Annotated in this window: 18 protein-coding genes and 1 tRNA gene; 9 read left to right on the top strand and 10 right to left on the bottom strand. The window is 53.2% G+C overall.

All coding sequences use genetic code 11. The annotated features are described in order from the left end of the window. From R6U67_RS04805 to chlG, 8 genes are all read right to left on the bottom strand, one after another. Positions 1-73: transfer RNA gene (locus R6U67_RS04805), tRNA-Ala, on the bottom strand. 89 nt (positions 74-162) lie between these two features. Beyond that, positions 163-357, bottom strand: a complete 195-nt coding sequence (locus tag R6U67_RS04800; protein ID WP_190304036.1) for a hypothetical protein — start codon at positions 355-357, stop codon at positions 163-165. Between the two features lie 102 nt (positions 358-459). Further along, entirely contained in the window at positions 460-1,263 is an 804-nt protein-coding gene (gene hisF, locus R6U67_RS04795) for an imidazole glycerol phosphate synthase subunit HisF (RefSeq protein ID WP_410251497.1), read from the bottom strand. Between the two features lie 33 nt (positions 1,264-1,296). Beyond that, on the bottom strand, positions 1,297-2,073 hold the full coding sequence (locus tag R6U67_RS04790) for a YebC/PmpR family DNA-binding transcriptional regulator (RefSeq protein WP_410251496.1): 777 nt from the start codon (positions 2,071-2,073) through the stop codon (positions 1,297-1,299). 33 nt (positions 2,074-2,106) lie between these two features. After that, the gene (locus R6U67_RS04785; protein WP_410251495.1) at positions 2,107-2,676 is read right to left on the bottom strand and encodes a biotin transporter BioY; all 570 of its coding nucleotides are present in this window, start codon (positions 2,674-2,676) and stop codon (positions 2,107-2,109) included. Between the two features lie 12 nt (positions 2,677-2,688). Further along, entirely contained in the window at positions 2,689-2,901 is a 213-nt protein-coding gene (psb35, locus tag R6U67_RS04780) for a photosystem II assembly protein Psb35 (protein ID WP_410251503.1), read from the bottom strand. A 112-nt stretch (positions 2,902-3,013) separates the two neighbouring features. Further along, entirely contained in the window at positions 3,014-5,236 is a 2,223-nt protein-coding gene (locus R6U67_RS04775) for a transglycosylase domain-containing protein (RefSeq protein ID WP_410251494.1), read from the bottom strand. 12 nt (positions 5,237-5,248) lie between these two features. Further along, on the bottom strand, positions 5,249-6,253 hold the full coding sequence (chlG, locus tag R6U67_RS04770) for a chlorophyll synthase ChlG (RefSeq protein WP_410251493.1): 1,005 nt from the start codon (positions 6,251-6,253) through the stop codon (positions 5,249-5,251). Between the two features lie 192 nt (positions 6,254-6,445). Here chlG and R6U67_RS04765 point away from each other — a divergent pair, with 192 nt between their 5' ends. From R6U67_RS04765 to R6U67_RS04755, 3 genes are all read left to right on the top strand, one after another. Then, positions 6,446-7,756, top strand: a complete 1,311-nt coding sequence (locus R6U67_RS04765; RefSeq protein WP_410251492.1) for a DNA cytosine methyltransferase — start codon at positions 6,446-6,448, stop codon at positions 7,754-7,756. Between the two features lie 69 nt (positions 7,757-7,825). Next, complete coding sequence (locus R6U67_RS04760) at positions 7,826-8,020, top strand: DNA-binding protein (RefSeq protein WP_410251491.1); 195 nt, start codon at positions 7,826-7,828, stop codon at positions 8,018-8,020. A 522-nt stretch (positions 8,021-8,542) separates the two neighbouring features. Then, entirely contained in the window at positions 8,543-10,123 is a 1,581-nt protein-coding gene (locus R6U67_RS04755; RefSeq protein ID WP_410251490.1) for a B12-binding domain-containing radical SAM protein, read from the top strand. A gap of 284 nt (positions 10,124-10,407) precedes the next feature. Here R6U67_RS04755 and R6U67_RS04750 read toward each other — a convergent pair whose 3' ends face one another. Continuing rightward, the gene (locus R6U67_RS04750; RefSeq protein ID WP_410251489.1) at positions 10,408-10,713 is read right to left on the bottom strand and encodes a hypothetical protein; all 306 of its coding nucleotides are present in this window, start codon (positions 10,711-10,713) and stop codon (positions 10,408-10,410) included. A gap of 142 nt (positions 10,714-10,855) precedes the next feature. Between R6U67_RS04750 and R6U67_RS04745 the strand changes: the two genes are divergently transcribed. The 6 genes from R6U67_RS04745 (at position 10,856) to R6U67_RS04720 (ending at position 18,691) form a co-directional block, all read left to right on the top strand. After that, the gene (locus R6U67_RS04745; RefSeq protein ID WP_410251488.1) at positions 10,856-12,094 is read left to right on the top strand and encodes a trypsin-like peptidase domain-containing protein; all 1,239 of its coding nucleotides are present in this window, start codon (positions 10,856-10,858) and stop codon (positions 12,092-12,094) included. A 144-nt stretch (positions 12,095-12,238) separates the two neighbouring features. After that, entirely contained in the window at positions 12,239-14,308 is a 2,070-nt protein-coding gene (locus tag R6U67_RS04740; protein ID WP_410251487.1) for a thioredoxin domain-containing protein, read from the top strand. Between the two features lie 586 nt (positions 14,309-14,894). Continuing rightward, positions 14,895-15,785, top strand: a complete 891-nt coding sequence (locus tag R6U67_RS04735; protein WP_410251486.1) for a hypothetical protein — start codon at positions 14,895-14,897, stop codon at positions 15,783-15,785. A 95-nt stretch (positions 15,786-15,880) separates the two neighbouring features. After that, positions 15,881-16,171, top strand: a complete 291-nt coding sequence (locus R6U67_RS04730; protein ID WP_410251485.1) for a DUF2103 domain-containing protein — start codon at positions 15,881-15,883, stop codon at positions 16,169-16,171. Positions 16,172-16,190: 19 nt separating this feature from the next. After that, on the top strand, positions 16,191-17,255 hold the full coding sequence (locus tag R6U67_RS04725; protein WP_410251484.1) for a potassium channel family protein: 1,065 nt from the start codon (positions 16,191-16,193) through the stop codon (positions 17,253-17,255). A 269-nt stretch (positions 17,256-17,524) separates the two neighbouring features. Beyond that, positions 17,525-18,691: a hypothetical protein gene (locus R6U67_RS04720; RefSeq protein ID WP_410251483.1), complete on the top strand. Its 1,167-nt coding sequence runs from the start codon at positions 17,525-17,527 to the stop codon at positions 18,689-18,691. A gap of 88 nt (positions 18,692-18,779) precedes the next feature. Here the strand turns inward: R6U67_RS04720 and R6U67_RS04715 are convergent, their stop codons facing one another. After that, positions 18,780-19,406: a HEAT repeat domain-containing protein gene (locus R6U67_RS04715; protein WP_410251482.1), complete on the bottom strand. Its 627-nt coding sequence runs from the start codon at positions 19,404-19,406 to the stop codon at positions 18,780-18,782. Positions 19,407-19,412 lie beyond the last annotated feature (6 nt).

The following is a 19,412-nucleotide window of genomic DNA, read 5'->3' as shown; positions in this document are numbered from 1 at the left end:
TGGAGCTAAGCGGATTCGAACCGCTGACCCCCTCAATGCCATTGAGGTGCTCTACCAACTGAGCTATAGCCCCAGAGCAGCTCACGTGAGCGAAATCTATTATGGCTCGGTTTTTGGACAGTGTCAACCCCTAGCTAACATTTTTCTGAGTCCTGTGGCTAATCAGGTGCAAGGCATCTGATTGAGATAGCCGACATAATGGCTCATTAGGAAATAGACGGTCATCATGGCGGCGGCGGCGGCGGCCACGAGGGTTCCTGCTAACATCAAGGAAAATTCCTGGTGTTCAACAGCTTCTTGCATCAGGTGGAGCGACCAGGCGACCAGTCCGACCACGATGAACAGAATGACGATCATGAGTTCGGTGCGATCGTTGTTCATTTACTTTGCATATCTTAACACAAGTCGTTGGCTCGCACCGGCTGCCTCAGAAGGATTTTTTAGGCGGTCAATCCCTCTTTAAATCTGGGTTTCCCCCTCCCGTGGTTGGCTCAACTGGCGCACAGGGACCCGATGCTCGTCTAAATATTTCTTAATCTCCGCCACACTCAACTGGCCGTAATGCAGCAGGGAGGCGAGGAGAGCGGCTTCTGCCTTGCCCTCGGAGAAGGCCTCATAGATATGTTGGCAGTTTCCCGCGCCTCCAGAGGCAATGACGGGAATTTCCACGCGATCGGCGATGGTTCGGGTTAATTCCAGGTCATAGCCGGCCTGAGTGCCATCGGCATCCATACTGGTGACGAGGAGTTCGCCGGCCCCGCGTTGCGTGACCTCTTCAGCCCAGGCGATCGCATCGAGGCCCGTATTTTCCCGGCCGCCGCGCACATAGACATCCCAGCCGGGATTGCTGGGATCCTCACGGCGACGGGCATCGATCGCCACCACGATACATTGATTGCCGAAGCGATCGCTGGCCCGGTTCAGCAACTCCGGGTCCCGAACCGCCGCTGAGTTGATACTCACCTTATCGGCCCCGGCTCTTAACAATTTTTTAATTCCGTCTAAGGATTGAACCCCGCCGCCAACGGTGAGGGGAATAAACACCTGTTCAGCGGTGCGATAGACCACATCGAGGATAATATCCCGTTCCTCGTGGGTGGCGGTGATATCGAGAAAGACCAACTCATCGGCCCCCGCCTGGTTATAGGCCTGAGCCAACTCGACGGGATCGCCCGCATCCTGGAGATCGACAAAATTCACACCCTTGACGACTCGCCCCGCTTTGACATCGAGACAGGGGAGAATCCGTTTTGCTAAGACCATAGTTGTTTAACGAATAGTTGTTAATTATTGTGACTAGCTATTGACAAGACTGAGGCGGTCTAGTAAGGCATCCGACATCTCAAAATTCGAGGTGACCGTTTGCACATCATCGAGATCTTCGAGAGCATCCATCATTTTAAGCAGCGATCGCCCCTGCTCCTCATCGCTCACCTCTAAACTATTGCCCGGACACCAGCGTAACTCCGCTTGTTTGACGTTAAACCCAGCCGCTTCGAGATGGTTACTGACTTGTTCGAGATCCTCGATGGCCGTGTAGACTTCCGCACCGGGGACATCCTCATCAATCTCTAGGAGTTCATAACTCTCGGCTTCCGCTTCTAACGAGGCTTCCAACAGTTGATCTTCATCGATCGCCCCTTCAAGGGTAATCACCCCTTTATGAGCAAACATCCAACTCACACAGCCCGTTTCCCCCAGATTGCCACCATTTTTGCTAAACGCGACGCGAATATCCGCCGCCGTGCGATTGCGGTTATCGGTGAGAGCTTCGATTAAGACGGCGACACCACCGGGGCCATAGCCCTCATAGCGGATGGCCTCATAGTCATCTTCGCCGCCGAGATTCCCCGCTCCCTTAGCGATCGCGCGATCGATATTATCATTGGGAATCCCCGCCGCCTTGGCTTTGGCGACGGCATTACGCAGTTGAAAATTGGCATCAGGATCCGGGAGGCCCTGACGAGCGGCCACAATAATCTCCCGAGAAATCTGCGTAAAGACTTTGCTTTTAGCCGCATCCACACGGGCTTTATGTCGTTTGATATTGGCCCATTTACTATGTCCAGCCATAATGATCGAACGTTACCTTGCCATCAATTGGAGTTAATAAAAGAGTAACAGGCGTAGGAAATAGGCGAGAACCGCCGCCGCACAGGCGATCGCCAACTGGCCCGGTAACGGTTGCCAAGAATACTGCAACACCAGCCGGCCCAACTCTCCCGACGTCCATTGACTCAGCAGCAAATAGAGCAATCCCACCGTATGCACCGCCGCCAAGCCTAACAAACAGCTTAGGGCCAACAGTTCCAGACGGCGACGTCGTTGAAAGGCTAACCACCCACAAAGCCAGGCCCCCGGAACAAAGCCGAGGAGATAGCCAAAGGACGGATGAGCCAGATAACTCAACCCGCCTCCTTGCGTAAAGACGGGAAACCAGGGACTTAACCCCAAACTGAGATAGGCAATTTGAGATAAGGCCCCAGCATTTTTGCCCCCGAGACAGCCCACCAGTAACACCGCTCCCACTTGATACGTGACGCCGAGGGAAATCGTGGAACTGGCGCGATCGCCCCAACTGGCCAAGGGATTGGCAAGGGACGCTTCCACCATCGTCCCGAGGATGGTGAGAAACAAGCCGATTACGGCCCAGAGTGCCTCAAGGGGTTTATTCAAGAGATCTCAACCTTAGGACTGCGTTTTGTCGTCGGACTGGCTGTCTGGATTGTCGGTTTTCAGATCCGGGATAATATCGGGCCGTTCAGCATCTTCCCAACCGGGGGGACGTTTCGAGTTATACCAGGCCAGCGAACCACCAATCACGGCGGCAATAAATCCGACCACATACACCAGGGTAAACAAAGACAATCCCGATGACCCAGCTGCACCGGCGACATCCATGAAAATGACACTGTTCATAAGCCATTTTGCTCCAGAAAATTAGGGAATCACTGCCATGACAGGGTCACGCCCCGACCCACAGCAGAGTTAAGAGTTAATCCTATCAAGATTTTCACTCGTGACCTTCAACTGTTTCGAGGGCTTCAGGAAGAATAATCTCTTTTTTAGACGGGAGAACTGGGTCAGATTCTAAACGAGAGGGGGACGATTGCTGTTCCCGAACTGGGTTTGACGGGGCCGGATCGAGTCCATAGCGGCGGCGGAAATATTCGACCGTTCCATAGTCTAGGGCGCGATCGCGAGTTTCGGCCTCTTGCGACTCCTGCGACTCCTGCGACTCCTGCGACTCCTGGGAGACTGAGCGGCTTGGCACTCCCAAGGGGCGATCGCCCCAGGTGAGTTGCCAATCGTCTCCCGACTCGCGAGGTTCCCGAGTGGCGCGGGGTTCGGGTTCCTCTGGTTGAGGTTGCAGGATAATGGTTCGCCGAGCCAAATTGGGCAAACTGGGGAACTCCGCCACCGCCACATCTCGTAAAGCTTGCGCCGCGAACCGCCGCCAAACCCGGGCCGCCGTGCCACTACTGCCATAGGTGGGGGCGTTATTATCGTTGCCAAGCCAAACGCCCACCGTTAACTGAGGCACATAGCCAATAAACCAGAGATCGCGGGAATTGTCCGAGGTTCCGGTTTTCCCGGCCACGGGGCGATCGAGTTGCGCCGGGCGACCCGTTCCCGACTCCACCACTTGGCGCAACATCGAGGTCATAATCGCCGCACTATCGGGATCGATCGCCTGTTGCGGGCGAATGTCCTCCTGTGCATCAAACAGCACCGTTCCATCGGCGGCCAGGATGCGGCGAATGCCTCGACTGGGGTAATGTTGTCCCTGATTGGCCAGGGTTCCATAGGCCCCCGTCATCTCCAATAAGGTCACTTCAAAGGCTCCCAACGCCAAGGGATAGACCTCCCCCAACTCCGACTCAATTCCCATCTTGCGGGCGACCTCTAGGGTCGGTTCAAAGCCGATATCGGCCAGGAGTTTCACGGCGACGACGTTGATGGATTGGGCTAAGGCGTTTTGTAGGGTCACTTTGCCCGCATAGCCGCCGCCGTAGTTTTGAGGTTGATAGCCAGCAATGCTATAGGGAACATCATCATAGACATCACGGGGAGACAGGCCAGTGGCGATCGCCGTAGCGTAGATAATGCCCTTAAAGGTGGACCCTGGTTGACGCAGAGCCTGAGTGGCCCGGTTAAACTGACTCTGTTCAAAGCCAGTTCCGCCAACGAGAGCGCGAATTTCCCCATTGCGAGGATCGATCGCCACTAAGGCTGCTTCCGTAAAACCTTCTTGCCAGCCATATTGGGCCACTCCTTGGCGGACAACCGCTTGAGCCAGTTCTTGTAATTGAGGATCGAGGCTGGTTTCCACGGTTAACCCCCCTCTTTCGATTTCCTCATCACTGACGTAGTTGGGGAGTTCTTGCTGAATATAACTGGTGAAATAGGGGAGTCGGACTTCGAGGCGTTTGGGAAGTCGTAGATTGAGGTCGAGGGGTTGTTTTATGGCTTGGTTGGCCTGGCTTTCACTGATATAGCCGACCTCCGCCATCCGTCGCAAAACCGTATTACGCCGTTGTTGGGCTAACTCGGGGGAGGTTTGGGGGGAATAGTCACTGGGAGCGGCGGGAAGTCCGGCCAGCAGCGCCATTTCCGGCAAGGTGAGTTCCTGGGGAGATTTGGCGAAATAGACCCAAGCCGCATCGGTTACGCCATAGGCCCCAGACCCGAGATACACCAGATTGAGATATTTTTGCAGAATTTCCTCTTTGCTGGTGCTGCGCTCGATTTCTTGGGCTAGACGAGCTTCTCGCAGTTTCCGTTCTAGGGTCACTTCCTGAGTCAGAAACACCATGCGGGCTAACTGTTGGGTGAGGGTGCTTCCCCCTTCGAGCCAGGCCCTAGCTCGCCAGTTGGTCATGGCCGCACGGGCGATCGCATGATAGTCTAAGCCGTCATGGTCATAGAAACGATGGTCTTCGGCGGCCAGGAAGGCTTCGATTAATTGGGGTGGGGTGTCGGCGAGTTCTAAGCTTTCGTGAGTGACGTCGCCGATTTGTTGCAAGATACTGCCATCGGCAGCTTTGATGGTGATGGTTCCGCTGCGAGCATAGGTGAGGAGTTCACTGGGATCGGGGAGGCTATCGTCGATGGCGGCCAGTTCCCGTCGCGCCCAAGCCATCCCCCCCAGGGTCAGTCCCCCGAGGGCAAAGACTGACCAAAAGAGGCTCCAAAGTTTGAGCCAGGGGCGTGGAGGAGTCCGATCCCAGAACATGATACTTATCCTCTAAAGTCCAGAATGACCAATGGCGAGGCCGGTGACCAACATTCCCAAGACGAGGAAAGGTTGGGCGCTGGCTTGGTATTTGACATCGTTTTCCAGGGGATCTCGCAGGAAGTACATATCCTGAAAGGTGATTTGGGGGATAATCAGCAGAATCAACAGTACGGCGTAGGCGTTTTGTTGAATGCTCATCAGATAAGCGGCGATTCCAGCTTGGAAAACATCGATGGAGAGGACGCAAATCCAAGCGGCGGTTCCGACGCCAAACATGACGGGGAGGGATTTAAGACCGAGTTGGCGATCGCCCTCGACGCTTTTAAAGTCGTTGACAATGGCGATTCCCAGGCCGGCGAGGCTATAGAACATGGTCAGGAAGACAATAGTTAGATTGAGGTCGCCAAATAGGGCGTGGCCGGCGCACCAGGGGAGGGTGATGTAGCTGGCCCCGAGGGCGTAGTTGCCCAGCCAGCCGTTTTGTTTGAGTTTTAGGGGTGGGGCGGAGTAGATATAGGCGAGAAAGGCCCCGACGACGGCGATGGTGGTGATGGTGGGAAACTCGTTTTGCGCCCAGACATCGAGGCCATAGGCGAGAATCCAGCCGCCAATGAGTAGGATGAAGACTTGGGTTTTGACTTGGGGGATGGAGATGGCCCCGGAGGGGATGGGGCGATAGGGTTCGTTAATCGCGTCGATTTCGCGATCGTAGTAGTCGTTGATGGTTTGAGTGTATCCGGTCATGAGCGGCCCGGAAAGGAGCATACAGGCGGCGGCCATGAGAACATTTTCTAGGGTCCAGGTGTAGGATCCGGATGAGGCGGCCCCACAGACAACGCCCCAAATGAGGGGAATCCAGGTGATGGGCTTCATCAGTTGTAGGCGAATTTTCCAAACGTTGGTTTCGCCGGATTGGGCGCCCTTCATGCCCATGAGTTGACGCGCTTTGGACCCTTTGACTTCGGGTTTCGGGGCGTCGCTATTGGCTGGAGATGGGGTTTGTGGGTTAGACATAGTTGAGAATTTGGCGTTGAAAATCTGTTGGATCAGTGAAACCGATGTGGGGTTGTGGTTGGGCGTTGGATCGAATGCAAATCCTGTCTAGTGTAATATGGGCGATCGCCGAGTGGGTCCGTCAAGGGTCTCAAGGTGGAGGCAAGATCCCGGTTTCTGTTAGAGTACAGTCTTTTGAATGGTGCAATCGTCATGGTGCGACCGACTGCGATCGATCTATTTGCTGGGGCGGGGGGGATGAGTCTGGGGTTTGAACAGGCGGGGTTTGATGTGGTGGCTGCGCTGGAAGTGGACCCGATTCATTGTGCGGTTCATGAGTACAATTTCCCCGATTGCGAGATGATCTGTGCCAATGTTAGCGAGATGTCGGGGGCTGAGATTTTAAGACGCGCTGGGGTGACGGAGGTGGATGTGCTGTTTGGGGGACCTCCGTGTCAGGGCTTTTCTTTGATGGGAAAACGATTGTTGGATGACCCCCGGAATGCTTTGGTGTCTGATTTTATCCGTCTGGTGGGGGAGATTCAGCCCCGCTATGTGGTGATGGAGAATGTGAAGGGGATGGCCACGGGGAAACAGCGTCAGGTGCTGTCTGAGGCGATCGCGGCGTTGGAGGCGATCGGCTATGAGGTGGTGGACCCGCCCCAGGTGCTGAATGCGGCTCATTATGGGGTTCCGCAATATCGGGAGCGTCTGTTTCTGTTGGCCTACCGTCAGGGGGAAACGCCGCCCCAGTATCCGCCCCCAACTACCCATCCGGCGGGGAAAACACGGCTTAAGGGGGAGTTGGCGCGGTTGCCCGCTTCGGCGACGGTGACGGAGGCGTTACAGGATTTGCCCGAAATTGAGCAGTATGAGGCGTTATGGCGGCAAGACTGGGTTGAGGCAAATTTTGGGGTTCCGAGCCAGTATGGAGCTATTTTGCGGGGCTTAGCGGTGGATTTAGGGGACTATGGGTATCCTCGTCCTGTGATGGAGAATTGGCTGAGTAATAGTGGGCGATCGCACCATCGGGACAGTTCCATTGAGCGATTTCGCAAGACGAAGCCAGGGGAGAGGGAGCCGGTGAGTCGCTTTTTGCGCCTACATCCCCAGGGGGTTTGTAATACCCTACGCGCGGGAACTCCCAGCAGTCGGGGCGCGTTCACCTCACCCCGTCCCATTCATCCACAGCGTCCCCGCTGTATCACGGTGCGGGAGGCGGCGCGATTGCACAGTTACCCGGACTGGTTCCGCTTCCATGTCACCAAATGGCACGGGTTTCGGCAAATTGGCAATTCGGTTCCCCCGTGGTTGGCGCGGGCTGTGGCGTCCTCAGTGCGGGAGGCGTTGGGGGGAGCGGTTGAGCGTCCTCTGGGTGAATGTCGGTTAGGGGATGCGGCGCTGTTATCGCTGACGATGACTCAGGCGGCGGCGCGGTATGGGGTGGGGAGAGATGCGATCGCCCCTCGGCGGCGGCTGGTGGATTCGTCGTCGCAAAGGGCTGCGGGTGATGGGCTAGACTAGAACGGTTTGCGAGACATTCAAAAGGTATGAAAGATTGGTCAGACGCTATAGCGAAAAAAATTAAACCTGATGACCAAAATTGAAACCCAACCTTGGGATATCGTAGATTCCCTAAAAACAGAAGAAGAGATGGCCGCGTATTTAGAGGCGGCGTTAGAGGAGGGTGACGTGCTTCTCCTACTCACTGCCCTATCTGATATTGCTCGTGCCAAACAAATGACTTCCACTTTAGAAGAGATTGCTCTCGCTATTAACCTGAAATAAATCCTGTCTCTGACCCTGGGGGAACAAAACCTGGGCAACTCACCCCTAGTCACTCCCAGGATGGGACATTTTTAAGCTGCTTTCGCTCCCCCTCCGTCTCCCCCTCAAACTCGTGTCAGTTAATCAGGGTAGGTGGCTGTAAATATCATACTTCTGGGGGAGGTGATCTTCGGTTAATTGGGTTAAAGACACGTTGAAAATAAAAAATAAAATGGTATTGGGCTGCACTGGAAAATTCCTTGAAATTTGTTATGTTAGGGAGAATATAGCTCTGACAGATAGTTGCATGAATTGCATGAATTGCATGAATTGTATGAATTGTATGAATTGTATGAATTGTATGAATTGTATGAATGTCCCGAGACAGGATTAACAGCAAGGCCTTCTCAGATCTCGTCCCTGTGGATTTAATGCTGGAACTCTTGATATAGTTCCGAAAATTCCTATAATCTTTCGACTGAAAACTCCTGGCGTAAATCTGCTAATCTCCGCTTGACCCTGAACTTAATACAAGGAGCTTTCATGAAAGCACTATTACTATATCCTCAATTTCCTCAGTCTTTTTGGTCCTATGATCGCTTCATGGAACTGGCTGGACTCAAATCCACAATTCCGCCCCTGGGGATTATTACTGTTGCGGCTCTATTGCCCTCCCATTGGGAGATTCGCTTTCGCGATCGCAACGTCGCCACGGAAACCGATGAAGATTGGCAATGGTGCGATATTGTCATTCTCTCCGCGATGCTGGTGCAAAAGCCGGACTTTCAATTTTTGATTCGCAAAGGGGTTCGTTTAGGCAAACTCGTAGCCGTCGGAGGCCCCTATCCCACCTCAGTTCCTGACGATGCTTTAAACGCCGGCGCACAATTCCTGGTTCTCGATGAAGGGGAAATGACCATACCCCCGTTTGTCGAAGCCGTTGAGGGAGGAGAAACCCAGGGCGTTTTCCGTTCCTTGGAGAAACCCGATGTCACCCAAACGCCTCAACCCCGTTTTGACCTCCTGCAACGGGATGCCTATTTGATGATGGCCATGCAATTCTCGCGAGGCTGTCCATTCAACTGCGAATTTTGTGACATTATTTCTCTCTATGGTCGTAAACCGCGCACCAAAGACCCAGAACAAGCCTTGGCTGAACTGCAAACCCTCTATGATCTAGGGTGGCGAGGCTCTCTATTCATCGTCGATGACAACTTCATCGGTAATCAGCGCAACGTGAAGCGCTTTCTGCGGGTCTTGATTCCCTGGATGCAAGAGCATGACTATCCCTTTACCTTTATTACCGAAGCCTCGGTGAATTTGGCTGAAGATGATGAATTGCTTGAACTCATGAGTGAAGCTGGCTTCTATGCCGTCTTCCTTGGCATTGAAACCCCAGATCAAGATAGCTTACAAGTCACAGGTAAGGTCCAAAATACCCGTGCGCCCCTGGTTGAGGCTTGTCGTCGGATTAATGATGCTGGCTTGCTCATCTATGCTGGGTTTATTCTCGGCTTTGATGGGGAACGCGCGGGGGCCGGCGATCGCATTCAAACTTTCGTTGAGCAAACCAATATTCCTCAACCGATGTTGGGCCTACTCCAAGCCTTACCCAACACAGCTCTCTGGACTCGGCTCAAACGGGAAGAACGCTTATTAGGGGAGAGCAGCCATCTCACCGGTGACCAGAATAGCTTAATGAATTTCGTCCCCACCCGCCCCATCTCTGAACTGGCTAAGGACTATGTTGAAGGGTTTTGGCAGCTCTACGAACCGCAACGCTATTTGCGGCGCTGTTTACAGCAATGTCTGCAAATTCGCAGCGGCAAAACTAACCGGCAAACGATGCAGTTTCCTTTAAATAAGGGGTTGCCCTTAATCATGCAATTGATCTGGCATCAGGGCATTCGTCGACCTGAGATTCGTGGGCAGTTCTGGCGTCAACTTTGGACAATGTTGCGCAAGAAACCTCAGATGCTCAACCTGTATCTTGGCTTATGTGCGGCTGGGGAACATTTCTGGGAATACCGAGCCTTGGCACGGGAGCGAATTCAGGAACAGATTGGCTATGATCCTCTGGAAGTGCCAGCAACGCCAACTCCAGAGTCGGTGCTAGTGCGTTAGGCGCAGTTGAATGGGTTGGATGACCGACTACGCAGGATTGGCAGGTCTTCGATAGATGGGGAAGTCCAAATCACTCACCCCATCTCGCGATCTCGCCGCCGCTCAGGTCAGCTTCAACAACCATTGGGAGCAACCGGCCAATTGCTCCCAATTTTCGATACCCTTGCCATACAGTCGACATGGGGGAAGGGCAACGGCCGTCCCCCCCACGGTCGGGGTTAGGGATGGGTTCCCGGACCGCCGCCATCTGTGGTCTGAAGAGATGAAAATTGGGAGCAATACTCCTATTCATCGGCAAAGACTTTAAAAATATCCATTCCTAACTTGTCCTGAATTAGAGATTGTGCCTGATTGGGATCTTGATAAATCAACTCCAATAATTCCCGATCGCTCACCCCCACTTCTTGAGCATAAAAGCTAACTTCCGACATGATCCGGGCTTCTGACTGGCGTAAATACATACTTAAACAGTGACGAGCTTGAGTTGCGTTGTCCCGTTGGGTGCGAAAAAAGGCTAGGGCATTGAGAAGCCGATCTTCATAGGGCGCTAACGGCTTTAAGTCCAAGGATTCAGGACGGTTAGAAGTCATAATGATCGAGTCAGTAAGAAAGCAGAGTTGATGAGATGAGCTAACCCGAAAACCATCGGCAAACACGGTTCTCATCAACGGATCTCCACAATACCCTTTATAATAAAGTCACGATATCCAAGCCACAGCGCAACAGAGGTCAATGGCATTGTCTCGCCAAAACTCGAAACATCCCAGGACTCAATGGGCGATGGGTTTTGGGATATTCCTACTGGGGCTGATGGTCGCGATCGCCGTAGAACGATGGCAAAACCAGGATTCGGGCTTTCTTAGCCCACCTCCACAATCGTCCTTGAGACCCCCCCAAGCGCTTGAGCCGCCTCAACCTGACAGCGATCGCCTCGCCAACCCCCCAGCTCGTCCTCAAGGGGATGATGCCGCCCCAGATACCGCCTTTGATCAGACGAACTTCATCGTTCGCGCCGTCCGTCAAGTCGAACCCTCTGTGGTGCGGATTGACGGACGGCGCCTCTATTCCGAAGAGGATTTGCGGGCCTTAGATCCATTAGATCCGATTCCCTATCCTCCCGATTTCCAAAGCGCAGGAACCGGATTTGTTATCGATGACCAGGGCCATGTTCTCACAAACGCTCATGTCGTCGGGAACGCTGAACAGGTGCGAGTCGTCCTCCAGAATGGCCGCAGCCTACGGGGGACAGTCCTCGGACGAGATAGCATCACGGATGTGGCGGTGGTCAAACTCGATGGTGTGAGCCTGGCCCCAGTTCCCATCGGCGATTCCGATGACCTCAAACCCGGTGAATGGGCGATCGCCATCGGTAACCCCCTCGGCCTAGATAGTACCGTCACCATGGGAATTATCAGCGCCACCGGACGCAGCAGCCGCGAAATTGGCGTTCCTGAGCGCCGGGTGGGATTCATTCAAACCGACGCCGCGATCAATCCCGGTAACTCCGGCGGCCCGCTCCTCAACGCTTCGGGCGCCGCAATTGGCATGAATACGGCAATCCTCGATGGCGCTCAAGGCTTAGGCTTCGCGATTCCTATTAAAACAGCCCTGCGGGTGGCTCAGCAAATCATCGCCAACGGCGTGGCGGAACATCCCTATCTCGGGGTTCGCCTCAAAACCCTCGATGCTGAGCTTCAAGCACAATTAGCACAACAGGAGAATCGTCCTAAGATTACCGTAAGCCAAGGGGTCTTAATCGTCGATGTCGTCGCCAATTCCCCCGCCGAAGCGGCTGGCCTGCAAATGGGCGATGTCATCCTGGCCATCGATGACGTCGCCGTGATGAATTTTGAAAGCGTACAGCGTATCGTGGAAGAAACGGCCATTGGGGACAGCCTTGAACTTGATATAGCACGGGGAGATCAGCAACTCACCCTGGAGGTTCGCCCCGGCCCATTTCCGGCCAACTAACCTCGATCCTCACCGTCCCTGAGTGGCCAGATGATTTGGGGATTTGCCGCTCATCCGTCACGATGGGATTATCGGCGATCGCCATCCACTCGATGCTGCGTTCTGGCCCACTCACCCCTGTCTACTCATTCATCCGATAGAATCATGACCAATCGTCTCGCGAGCAGTCAAAGTCTGTATCTTCGTAAACACGCCGAGAATCCCATTGATTGGTGGTATTGGTGTGACGAAGCCATCGAACTGGCCCGCCAGGAGGATAAACCCATCTTTCTTTCCGTGGGCTATTCGAGTTGTCACTGGTGTACGGTCATGGAAGGAGAAGCCTTCTCAGATTCCGAGATTGCAGAGTATCTCAACCGTCAGTTTGTCCCGATTAAAGTCGATCGCGAGGAACGCCCTGATATCGACAGCCTCTATATGCAGGCCTTACAACTGATGTCGGGACAAGGAGGCTGGCCCCTCAATCTCTTTCTCCTCCCCGATAGCCTGGTTCCCTTCTATGGCGGAACCTATTTCCCCGCCGAACCCCGTTACGGTCGTCCCAGTTTTCTGCAAGTGTTGACCCAGTTACGGGACTACTATGACAACGAAAAAGAAAAACTAGACAACATTAGTCACGATATGCTGACGGCCCTGCAACAGGCCGCCGAGATTCCGCCGCAACTTAAGGCCATGGGCCAGTCCTCTCTCTTAGACGATGGACTCCTACAACGGGGGTTAGAAGCCAGTATTCGCATCCTCGAACCCGAGGGAGCGCCCTGTTTTCCCATGATGCCCTATGCGCAAACGGCGCTGCGAGGAACCCGCTTTGAGTTAGATAAGGACTTTGTGGCTCAACCGCGCTGTGAGCAACGGGGCTTTGATTTGGTTCTTGGAGGGATTTTGGATCAGGTGGCGGGAGGATTCCACCGCTATACGGTTGATGCGACTTGGACGGTGCCACATTTTGAAAAGATGCTCTATGATAATGGGCAAATTTTAGAGTATCTCTCCAATCTTTGGTGTTCGGGAAGCCAAGATGCGGCCATCGAACGGGCGGTACACCTGACGATCTCTTGGCTTAAACGGGAGATGATGGCACCCGAGGGCTATTTTTATGCGGCTCAAGATGCCGATAATTTCAGTGATCCTCAGGAGGCGGAACCCGAGGAAGGGGCGTTTTATGTCTGGTCGGCGGCTGAGTTACACGAGAGTCTCAGTGATGAGGAGTATCAGGCGTTAGAGGCGGCTTTTTATAGTTCTGAATCGGGGAATTTTGAGGGCAAGATTGTTTTACAACGTCGCCATAGTGGTTCTTTGAGTGCGATCGCCGAGCAAGCCCTACAACGCCTATTTAGCCAACGCTACGGGGCCGAGGCCACTCCAGAGACCCCCATCGCCCCAGCGCGAGATAATCATGAGGCGAAAACCCGAGTCTGGCCGGGGCGCATTCCTCCGGTTACGGATACCAAGGGGATTGTCGCCTGGAATAGTTTGGTGATTTCTGGGTTGGCCCGGGCCTCGGTGGCCTTTGAGATGCCGGACGATTTGGCCATGGCCCGTCGCACGGCGGATTTTATTCTCGATCATCAATGGATTGAGGGCCGCTTCTATCGCCTCAATTATGATGGAACTCCCTCGGTGTTGGCTCAATCGGAGGATTATGCGCTATTTGTGAAGGCGCTTTTGGATTTAGTTGAAGCCGGGGCTGAGGATTATCTCGATGCGGCTATTAATGTGCAGGCGGAGTTTGATGAGCATCTCTGGAGTGATGAGTTAGGCGGCTATTATAATGCGGCTCAAGATACCCGTGGCGGGGCGATTGTCCGGGAACGGTCTTATACGGATAATGCCACGCCGGGCGCCAATGGGGTAGCGGTGTGTAATTTGGTGCGTTTGTCTCTCTACAGTGAGGAATTGCTCTATTTGCAGCGGGCTGAAGCGGTGTTAACGGCATTTTTGCCGATTTTGGAGAAAATGCCCCAAGCCTGCCCGAGTTTGTTTGCGGGACTCGATTGGTTTCAGAATGCGACGCTGGTGCGGACGACGGCGGCTGAGTTGGAGGTGTTGAAACGGCGCTATTTGCCGGCTACGGTGTTTAAGGTGGTCAACCAACTCCCAGAAGGAGCGGTGGGGTTGGTCTGTCAGGGGTTGAGTTGTTTGCCTCCGGCCCGCGATCGCAGCACCCTCCTCGAACAACTTGAACAAAGTCAAACCCGCACGGGAATTGGCTGATCTGAGCGGAACCTCAAGACGGTTGGCTACTGCCAAGGCTAAGATTGAGGCGTTTGATGTCCATTGGGGATAACCGGCTTCTGGTGCAGGTTCTTCGTGGTCACGGGTTGGCTCGTCTTGATGGATGATTCACGCCGACTGACGAGAGGTTCCCGATTTGTTAACGACAGACCTGAAACCAATCGTTAAGGTGGAATGTGAGATAGTTGATCTAACTCGGCGTGCTGGCCAATGGTTCTAACGATTTGTGATTGTTGGTGATATCCATTGGCCAGTGGAACCGGGTTTCGCAACCGCGATCGCCATTCCCCGTGGCTTCTGGTCATCCTCGCCCTGTCAGGTGTTGGCTGCGCTAGTGAGCTTGTTTTGAAGTCTGCTGAGTCATCATTTGACAGACATTATAGTACGTCAGTTAAGCCTAAAACAATTGCTGTAAAAGGATTCTATTACAGTAAATTGTCCGTGTTTGACTGTCTTGACTCAGGCTGTCGTCGATGAGTCAGCAGGGTTATCAATGGATGTATCTCCGCTATTAGGAGGGTTTATGAGTTCCTCTTCTCGTCCAAATTCCGATTTTAATGATACCATGCCGTCTCCACTCCATCCTCCCAATCCAGAAGACCCTAAACAGTCCGTCTCTGACGCTCCTCGTGAATCGGGAGCGGATGCTTTGTTACGCCCAAAACCCCCCGTTCCCCCACCGGTTGAGCCGTCACCGACTCCGGAAACAGTCGCCTCTGAGCCTGAACCTGAGCCTGAAGCGCCTAAACGCCCGGTTCCTATTCCTCCCCCGAGTGAACCCCGACAATATCGAGCGATTGGCGTCGTTCGCGGCCGCTATATGCCCTCTGAGGAGCAAGTGACTCAGGGAGCGCTTCATACCAGTGATGACACGATTGTTGAGGCGGTGTTGTTGGGACGAGTCATGAGTTTGGTTAAAAACCACATTGACTTGGACCAAGACCATCTTTGGGTGGTGTATCCCAGAACGGGCCAGCGCGATGGAAATCTCCATCTCCAAATTGTTGGCGTTTGGGAACCCGAAAACCTCAATCAAGAGGATCAAGATCCTGAACTTCCTCCGGTGTCGTCTGAGGAGGTTCATGAGGGCTATTTCTCGGTTCGCGGTGAGGTCGTCTTTTATTCAGAAGAAGACAGTCGCGTGATTGTTAAAATCCGTCAAGGACCCCGTAAGGCGGGACAACCACCGAAGTTTTTTAAGATTGCGCTCAAAGGGACGGTCTCGGGACGAGCCTTACGCCATTTTTGGTCGTTTGAGGTCGAGCGTCAGGGCCAAGATTTGGTGATCCTGACGGGGAATAATATGGGGGTGATGCCTCCTAAACGTCAGTCTCGCCCGAAGTCTCCCCAGAATCGTCGCCCCGGCCGCCGCAAGTCCGGCCCCGCTGCGAAGGGAAATCGCCCGACACCACGCCCGAAAAAGGTCAAGGATAGCCAGCCCCCTGGGTCTGAGTAAATGATGATTAACCCCGATTTTCAGAGTCTGAAAATCGGGGTTTTTGTTACTTGTAATTCCTGTTGTTTCTTTGAGTTTTTGGAGTTTTTTAATTTATGGCTTCTAAAGATAGTGGACGTCTCGTTCTGAATCATTCGACTCATGTCGATGGCTTGATTCCAGTGTTGGAGCGCTTGGTGCTTTGGCAAGGAATCCGCACGATTACGCCGGGTGTGATTTCGCGATCGCGCGGTCATATTCCTAGGTTGAAGTTACGGGTGTCGGTGCCGATTCGAGGAGGCTATAAGGCGATCGCCCGTGGGGGGAAAACGGTTCAGGAAGTCTTTGTTCTCACGAGCCTCTCGAAGGGTGAATTAGAACAGGCGATCGCCGAAAGTCTTAATTAACAAAACGGGATGGGTGCCGATGGTCAAGTTACAAAATAGTCGTCTCAAGTTAATCTTGGGGATTCTGGCTGCTGTCGTCTTGTTATTAGGGACAGTGGTCCTTTTAGCTTGGAGTGAGGGAACGGCTGAATCAGGAGAAGACTTATGGGAAGTTCTGGAAAATGTCATTATTACCCTCATGGGGGAATATCCTGATAAACCCAGAACGATTCCAGGTCGAATCATTCAGCTCTTTTTATTGGTTTTTGGCACATTTTTGTTTGGGACAATTATCGGTAAAATCTCCTCTCTATTTGTGACTCATGCTCTCTGGAAACAAAAGCAAATGAAGCGATTTAACAATCACATTATCCTCTGTAATTGGAATGGAAAAGCGGCGAGCATTATCCAACAATTACTAGAGTCTAATCATGGAGAAGCCTTAGATATTTTGGTTGTCTCTGCCTCGGAAGTGGTCGATGCCCGAGATTTCCATAATTTTGAGAATGTTCATTTCATTCAGGCAGATCCCACGCATCATGTCACCCTAGAAGATTTACAAGCGTTTCAAGCCAAGGCCATCATTTTACTCGCCGATGATGAGAGTACTGGGCCTGATGAAAAGAATGCCTTAATTGCTTTGGCGGTGAAGCATTTAGAACAAACACCGGGCAAACAAAAGGATATTCATGTTATTGCTGAACTGGTCAATCTTGATCGCCGCCGCCATCTGCAAGAGGCGGGAGTCGATGAGGTGGTCTCGGCTCGGGACTATAGTTCGGGAATTATTGCCCAAAGTGCCATTTTCAGGAATATGTCGGTGGTCTATCAGCAACTGTTGACCTATTCTGATGATTCGAATGAGTTTTATTTTATTCAGCCGGGTAATTATCCCTCGGAGTTATTTGGAAAACGGTTTCCTGAGTTGGGAACTTGGATTAGTAATTACAGTGCCAAGCATCCCAATAATCCCCTATTACTCCTGGGCGTTAAACGGGGCAATGGTGCGATTCTCCTCAATCCTAAACCGAGTCATTTTGACCATTTGGAAGAAGAGGATAGTTTAATTGTCATGGCATTCCGCAACATCGAACGGATTGTCTGATATCTCCATGGGAGAAAGTTCTCAAGCGAGACCTAAGCAATTGACATCTATCTCTTGAACCCGTAAATTTACGTTACTGCTGAGCCGATTTAGATGGCGATCGCCCAAAGATACTCGTGAATTTACGGGTTGAGTCGGTCTAGCGCTCGTGGCGATCGTTGAATTTTAAATCGTCATTTTTGGGTCATTATCACTCCCTATAGTCATACCTATCAGGCGAACAGCCGCCAGATGTTTGACCCTTCAACTTCAAGACTCAACAACCGATCATGAGCGTTATTGACTCCTCTCCAAACAGCCCCGCCTCTGGAATCATCACCGGAACCTTCGTGGATTTATGGGATGATGGCGATGATTTCATCCTCGACGCGGACGGAACTCAGTACATTGTCGATCCCCAGTCAACGGATGCTCGTAATTTCAACTTCTCTCCTGGGGATACCCTAGAAGTGCGTGTTGATGAATTTGATGGTCGCGAAATCGACAGCAGCAGTATCACTCGCGTTGCAGCGGCGACTCCAGGCGCCCCCACAACGACACCGGGGTCTGGGCTGAATGGGTTCGACGGCGATCGCTACTTGCAAGAAAACCCCGATGTAGCGGCGGCGGGGGTCGATCCGGTTCAACATTTCTGGGACCATGGCGCCCTCGAAGGACGGCTTCCGGATCTGTTTGACGAAAACTTTTATCTGCAAGCTAATCCCGATGTGGCGGCGGCTGTGGCGGCGAATAGTGTCTCCTCAGGCTGGGAGCATTTTCGCTATCACGGCGCTCGGGAAGGACGCCTGGGAAGTGCGACGGGATCGGTGGAATTTAATCAGGCCATCGCCGTTGGGTTTGGAAACCCCGCACCTACCCCCCCATCTGATGACCCCCTCACGGGATCTCCAATGGTCGATTCGGATCGTAATGTAACCGGTACGTTGGTGGGGTTCTGGGATGATGGAGATGACTTTCTGCTCGATGTCGATGGTACTCAATATATTGTCGATCCTCAAGGAACGGATGCTCGCAATCTTAATCTATCGGTTGGCGATCGCCTGATGGTGCGTGTTGATGAGTTTGACGGCCGCGAAATCGACAGCAATGAGATTACCCGCTTGAGTCCTGGTGCTGAACCGACGCCTGACTCGACGCCTGACTCGACGCCTGACTCGACGCCTGACTCGACGCCTGATCCCCTCACCAATTTCTCGGGACAAACCCTAGAAGGAACGGTGGTCCGCTTGACGGATGAAGAGGACTTTCTCCTGGATACCGCCAACGGACGTTTTGAGGTGGAAACGCTCTGGGATGAGCGCCAAGGGGTGTTACCGGTTCAACCGGGTCAGTTTGTGACGGTGATTGGCAGTTTTGATGATGATGTATCCTCTCTGGGAGTTCCTGAATTTGAGGCAACTCAGGTGATTCAAGCGGACGGTTCCCGCCTGATTTAAGGGGGGATCTCCATCGAGGTTGGACTCGATCGGCTGAGAGGGAGAACGATACATCGATCCCTCTCGGCGTTAAGTCTTAACCGGTGGTCTAATCGGTCGTCATTAACTGGTGGTGCGCCAACTGCGATCGCCCTCGAATGGCCACTTCTGCATCGCTTTGACGCAGCTGCTGCAAACATTGCTTGATGGGGTCTCGTAATTCGGGGTCATCGAGTCCTCTGGCGAGGGATTCTAGGCCGACAATGGCCGCATATCGGACGACCCATTCAGGATCCTGGCTGGTTTCGAGTAATCGCTCAAGCACCCGTTTTTGCGCTAGGACGCGCTCGGATGGCTCTAAGGCCTGCCATTGTAGGGTCCCGAGACCTCGGGCGGCGGCTCGTCGTACACTGAGGGCAAAGTCTGCGGCGGCGCTGAGTAAGATGTCTAGGGCGCGAGGATCGCCAATTTCGGCTAAGGCGCGAATGGCCCAGGCTCTGGCGCCATAGTTATAGCCGTCGAGATGCTCTAATAAGGGAGCGACGGCGGGTTCTCCGATGGTCACTAATCCCTGAACGGCGGCTACTGCTGCGCCGGGATTGTTGAAGCCTAAGACTTCGATGAGTTTGGGGATGGCGTGGGGATCGCCGGTTTGGGCCAGCGATCGCACGGCCATGAGCAAACCGACCGCAGAATCGGCGTGGTCAACGTCAGCAAGAAGAGAGTCGAGGGTCATGAAACG

The sequence above is a fragment of the Sodalinema sp. genome, assembly GCF_046483825.1.
GTDB lineage: Bacteria > Cyanobacteriota > Cyanobacteriia > Cyanobacteriales > Geitlerinemataceae > Sodalinema.
The sequence above is the reverse complement of the archived record's forward strand: the minus strand, read 5'-3'. Positions and strand labels throughout refer to the sequence as shown.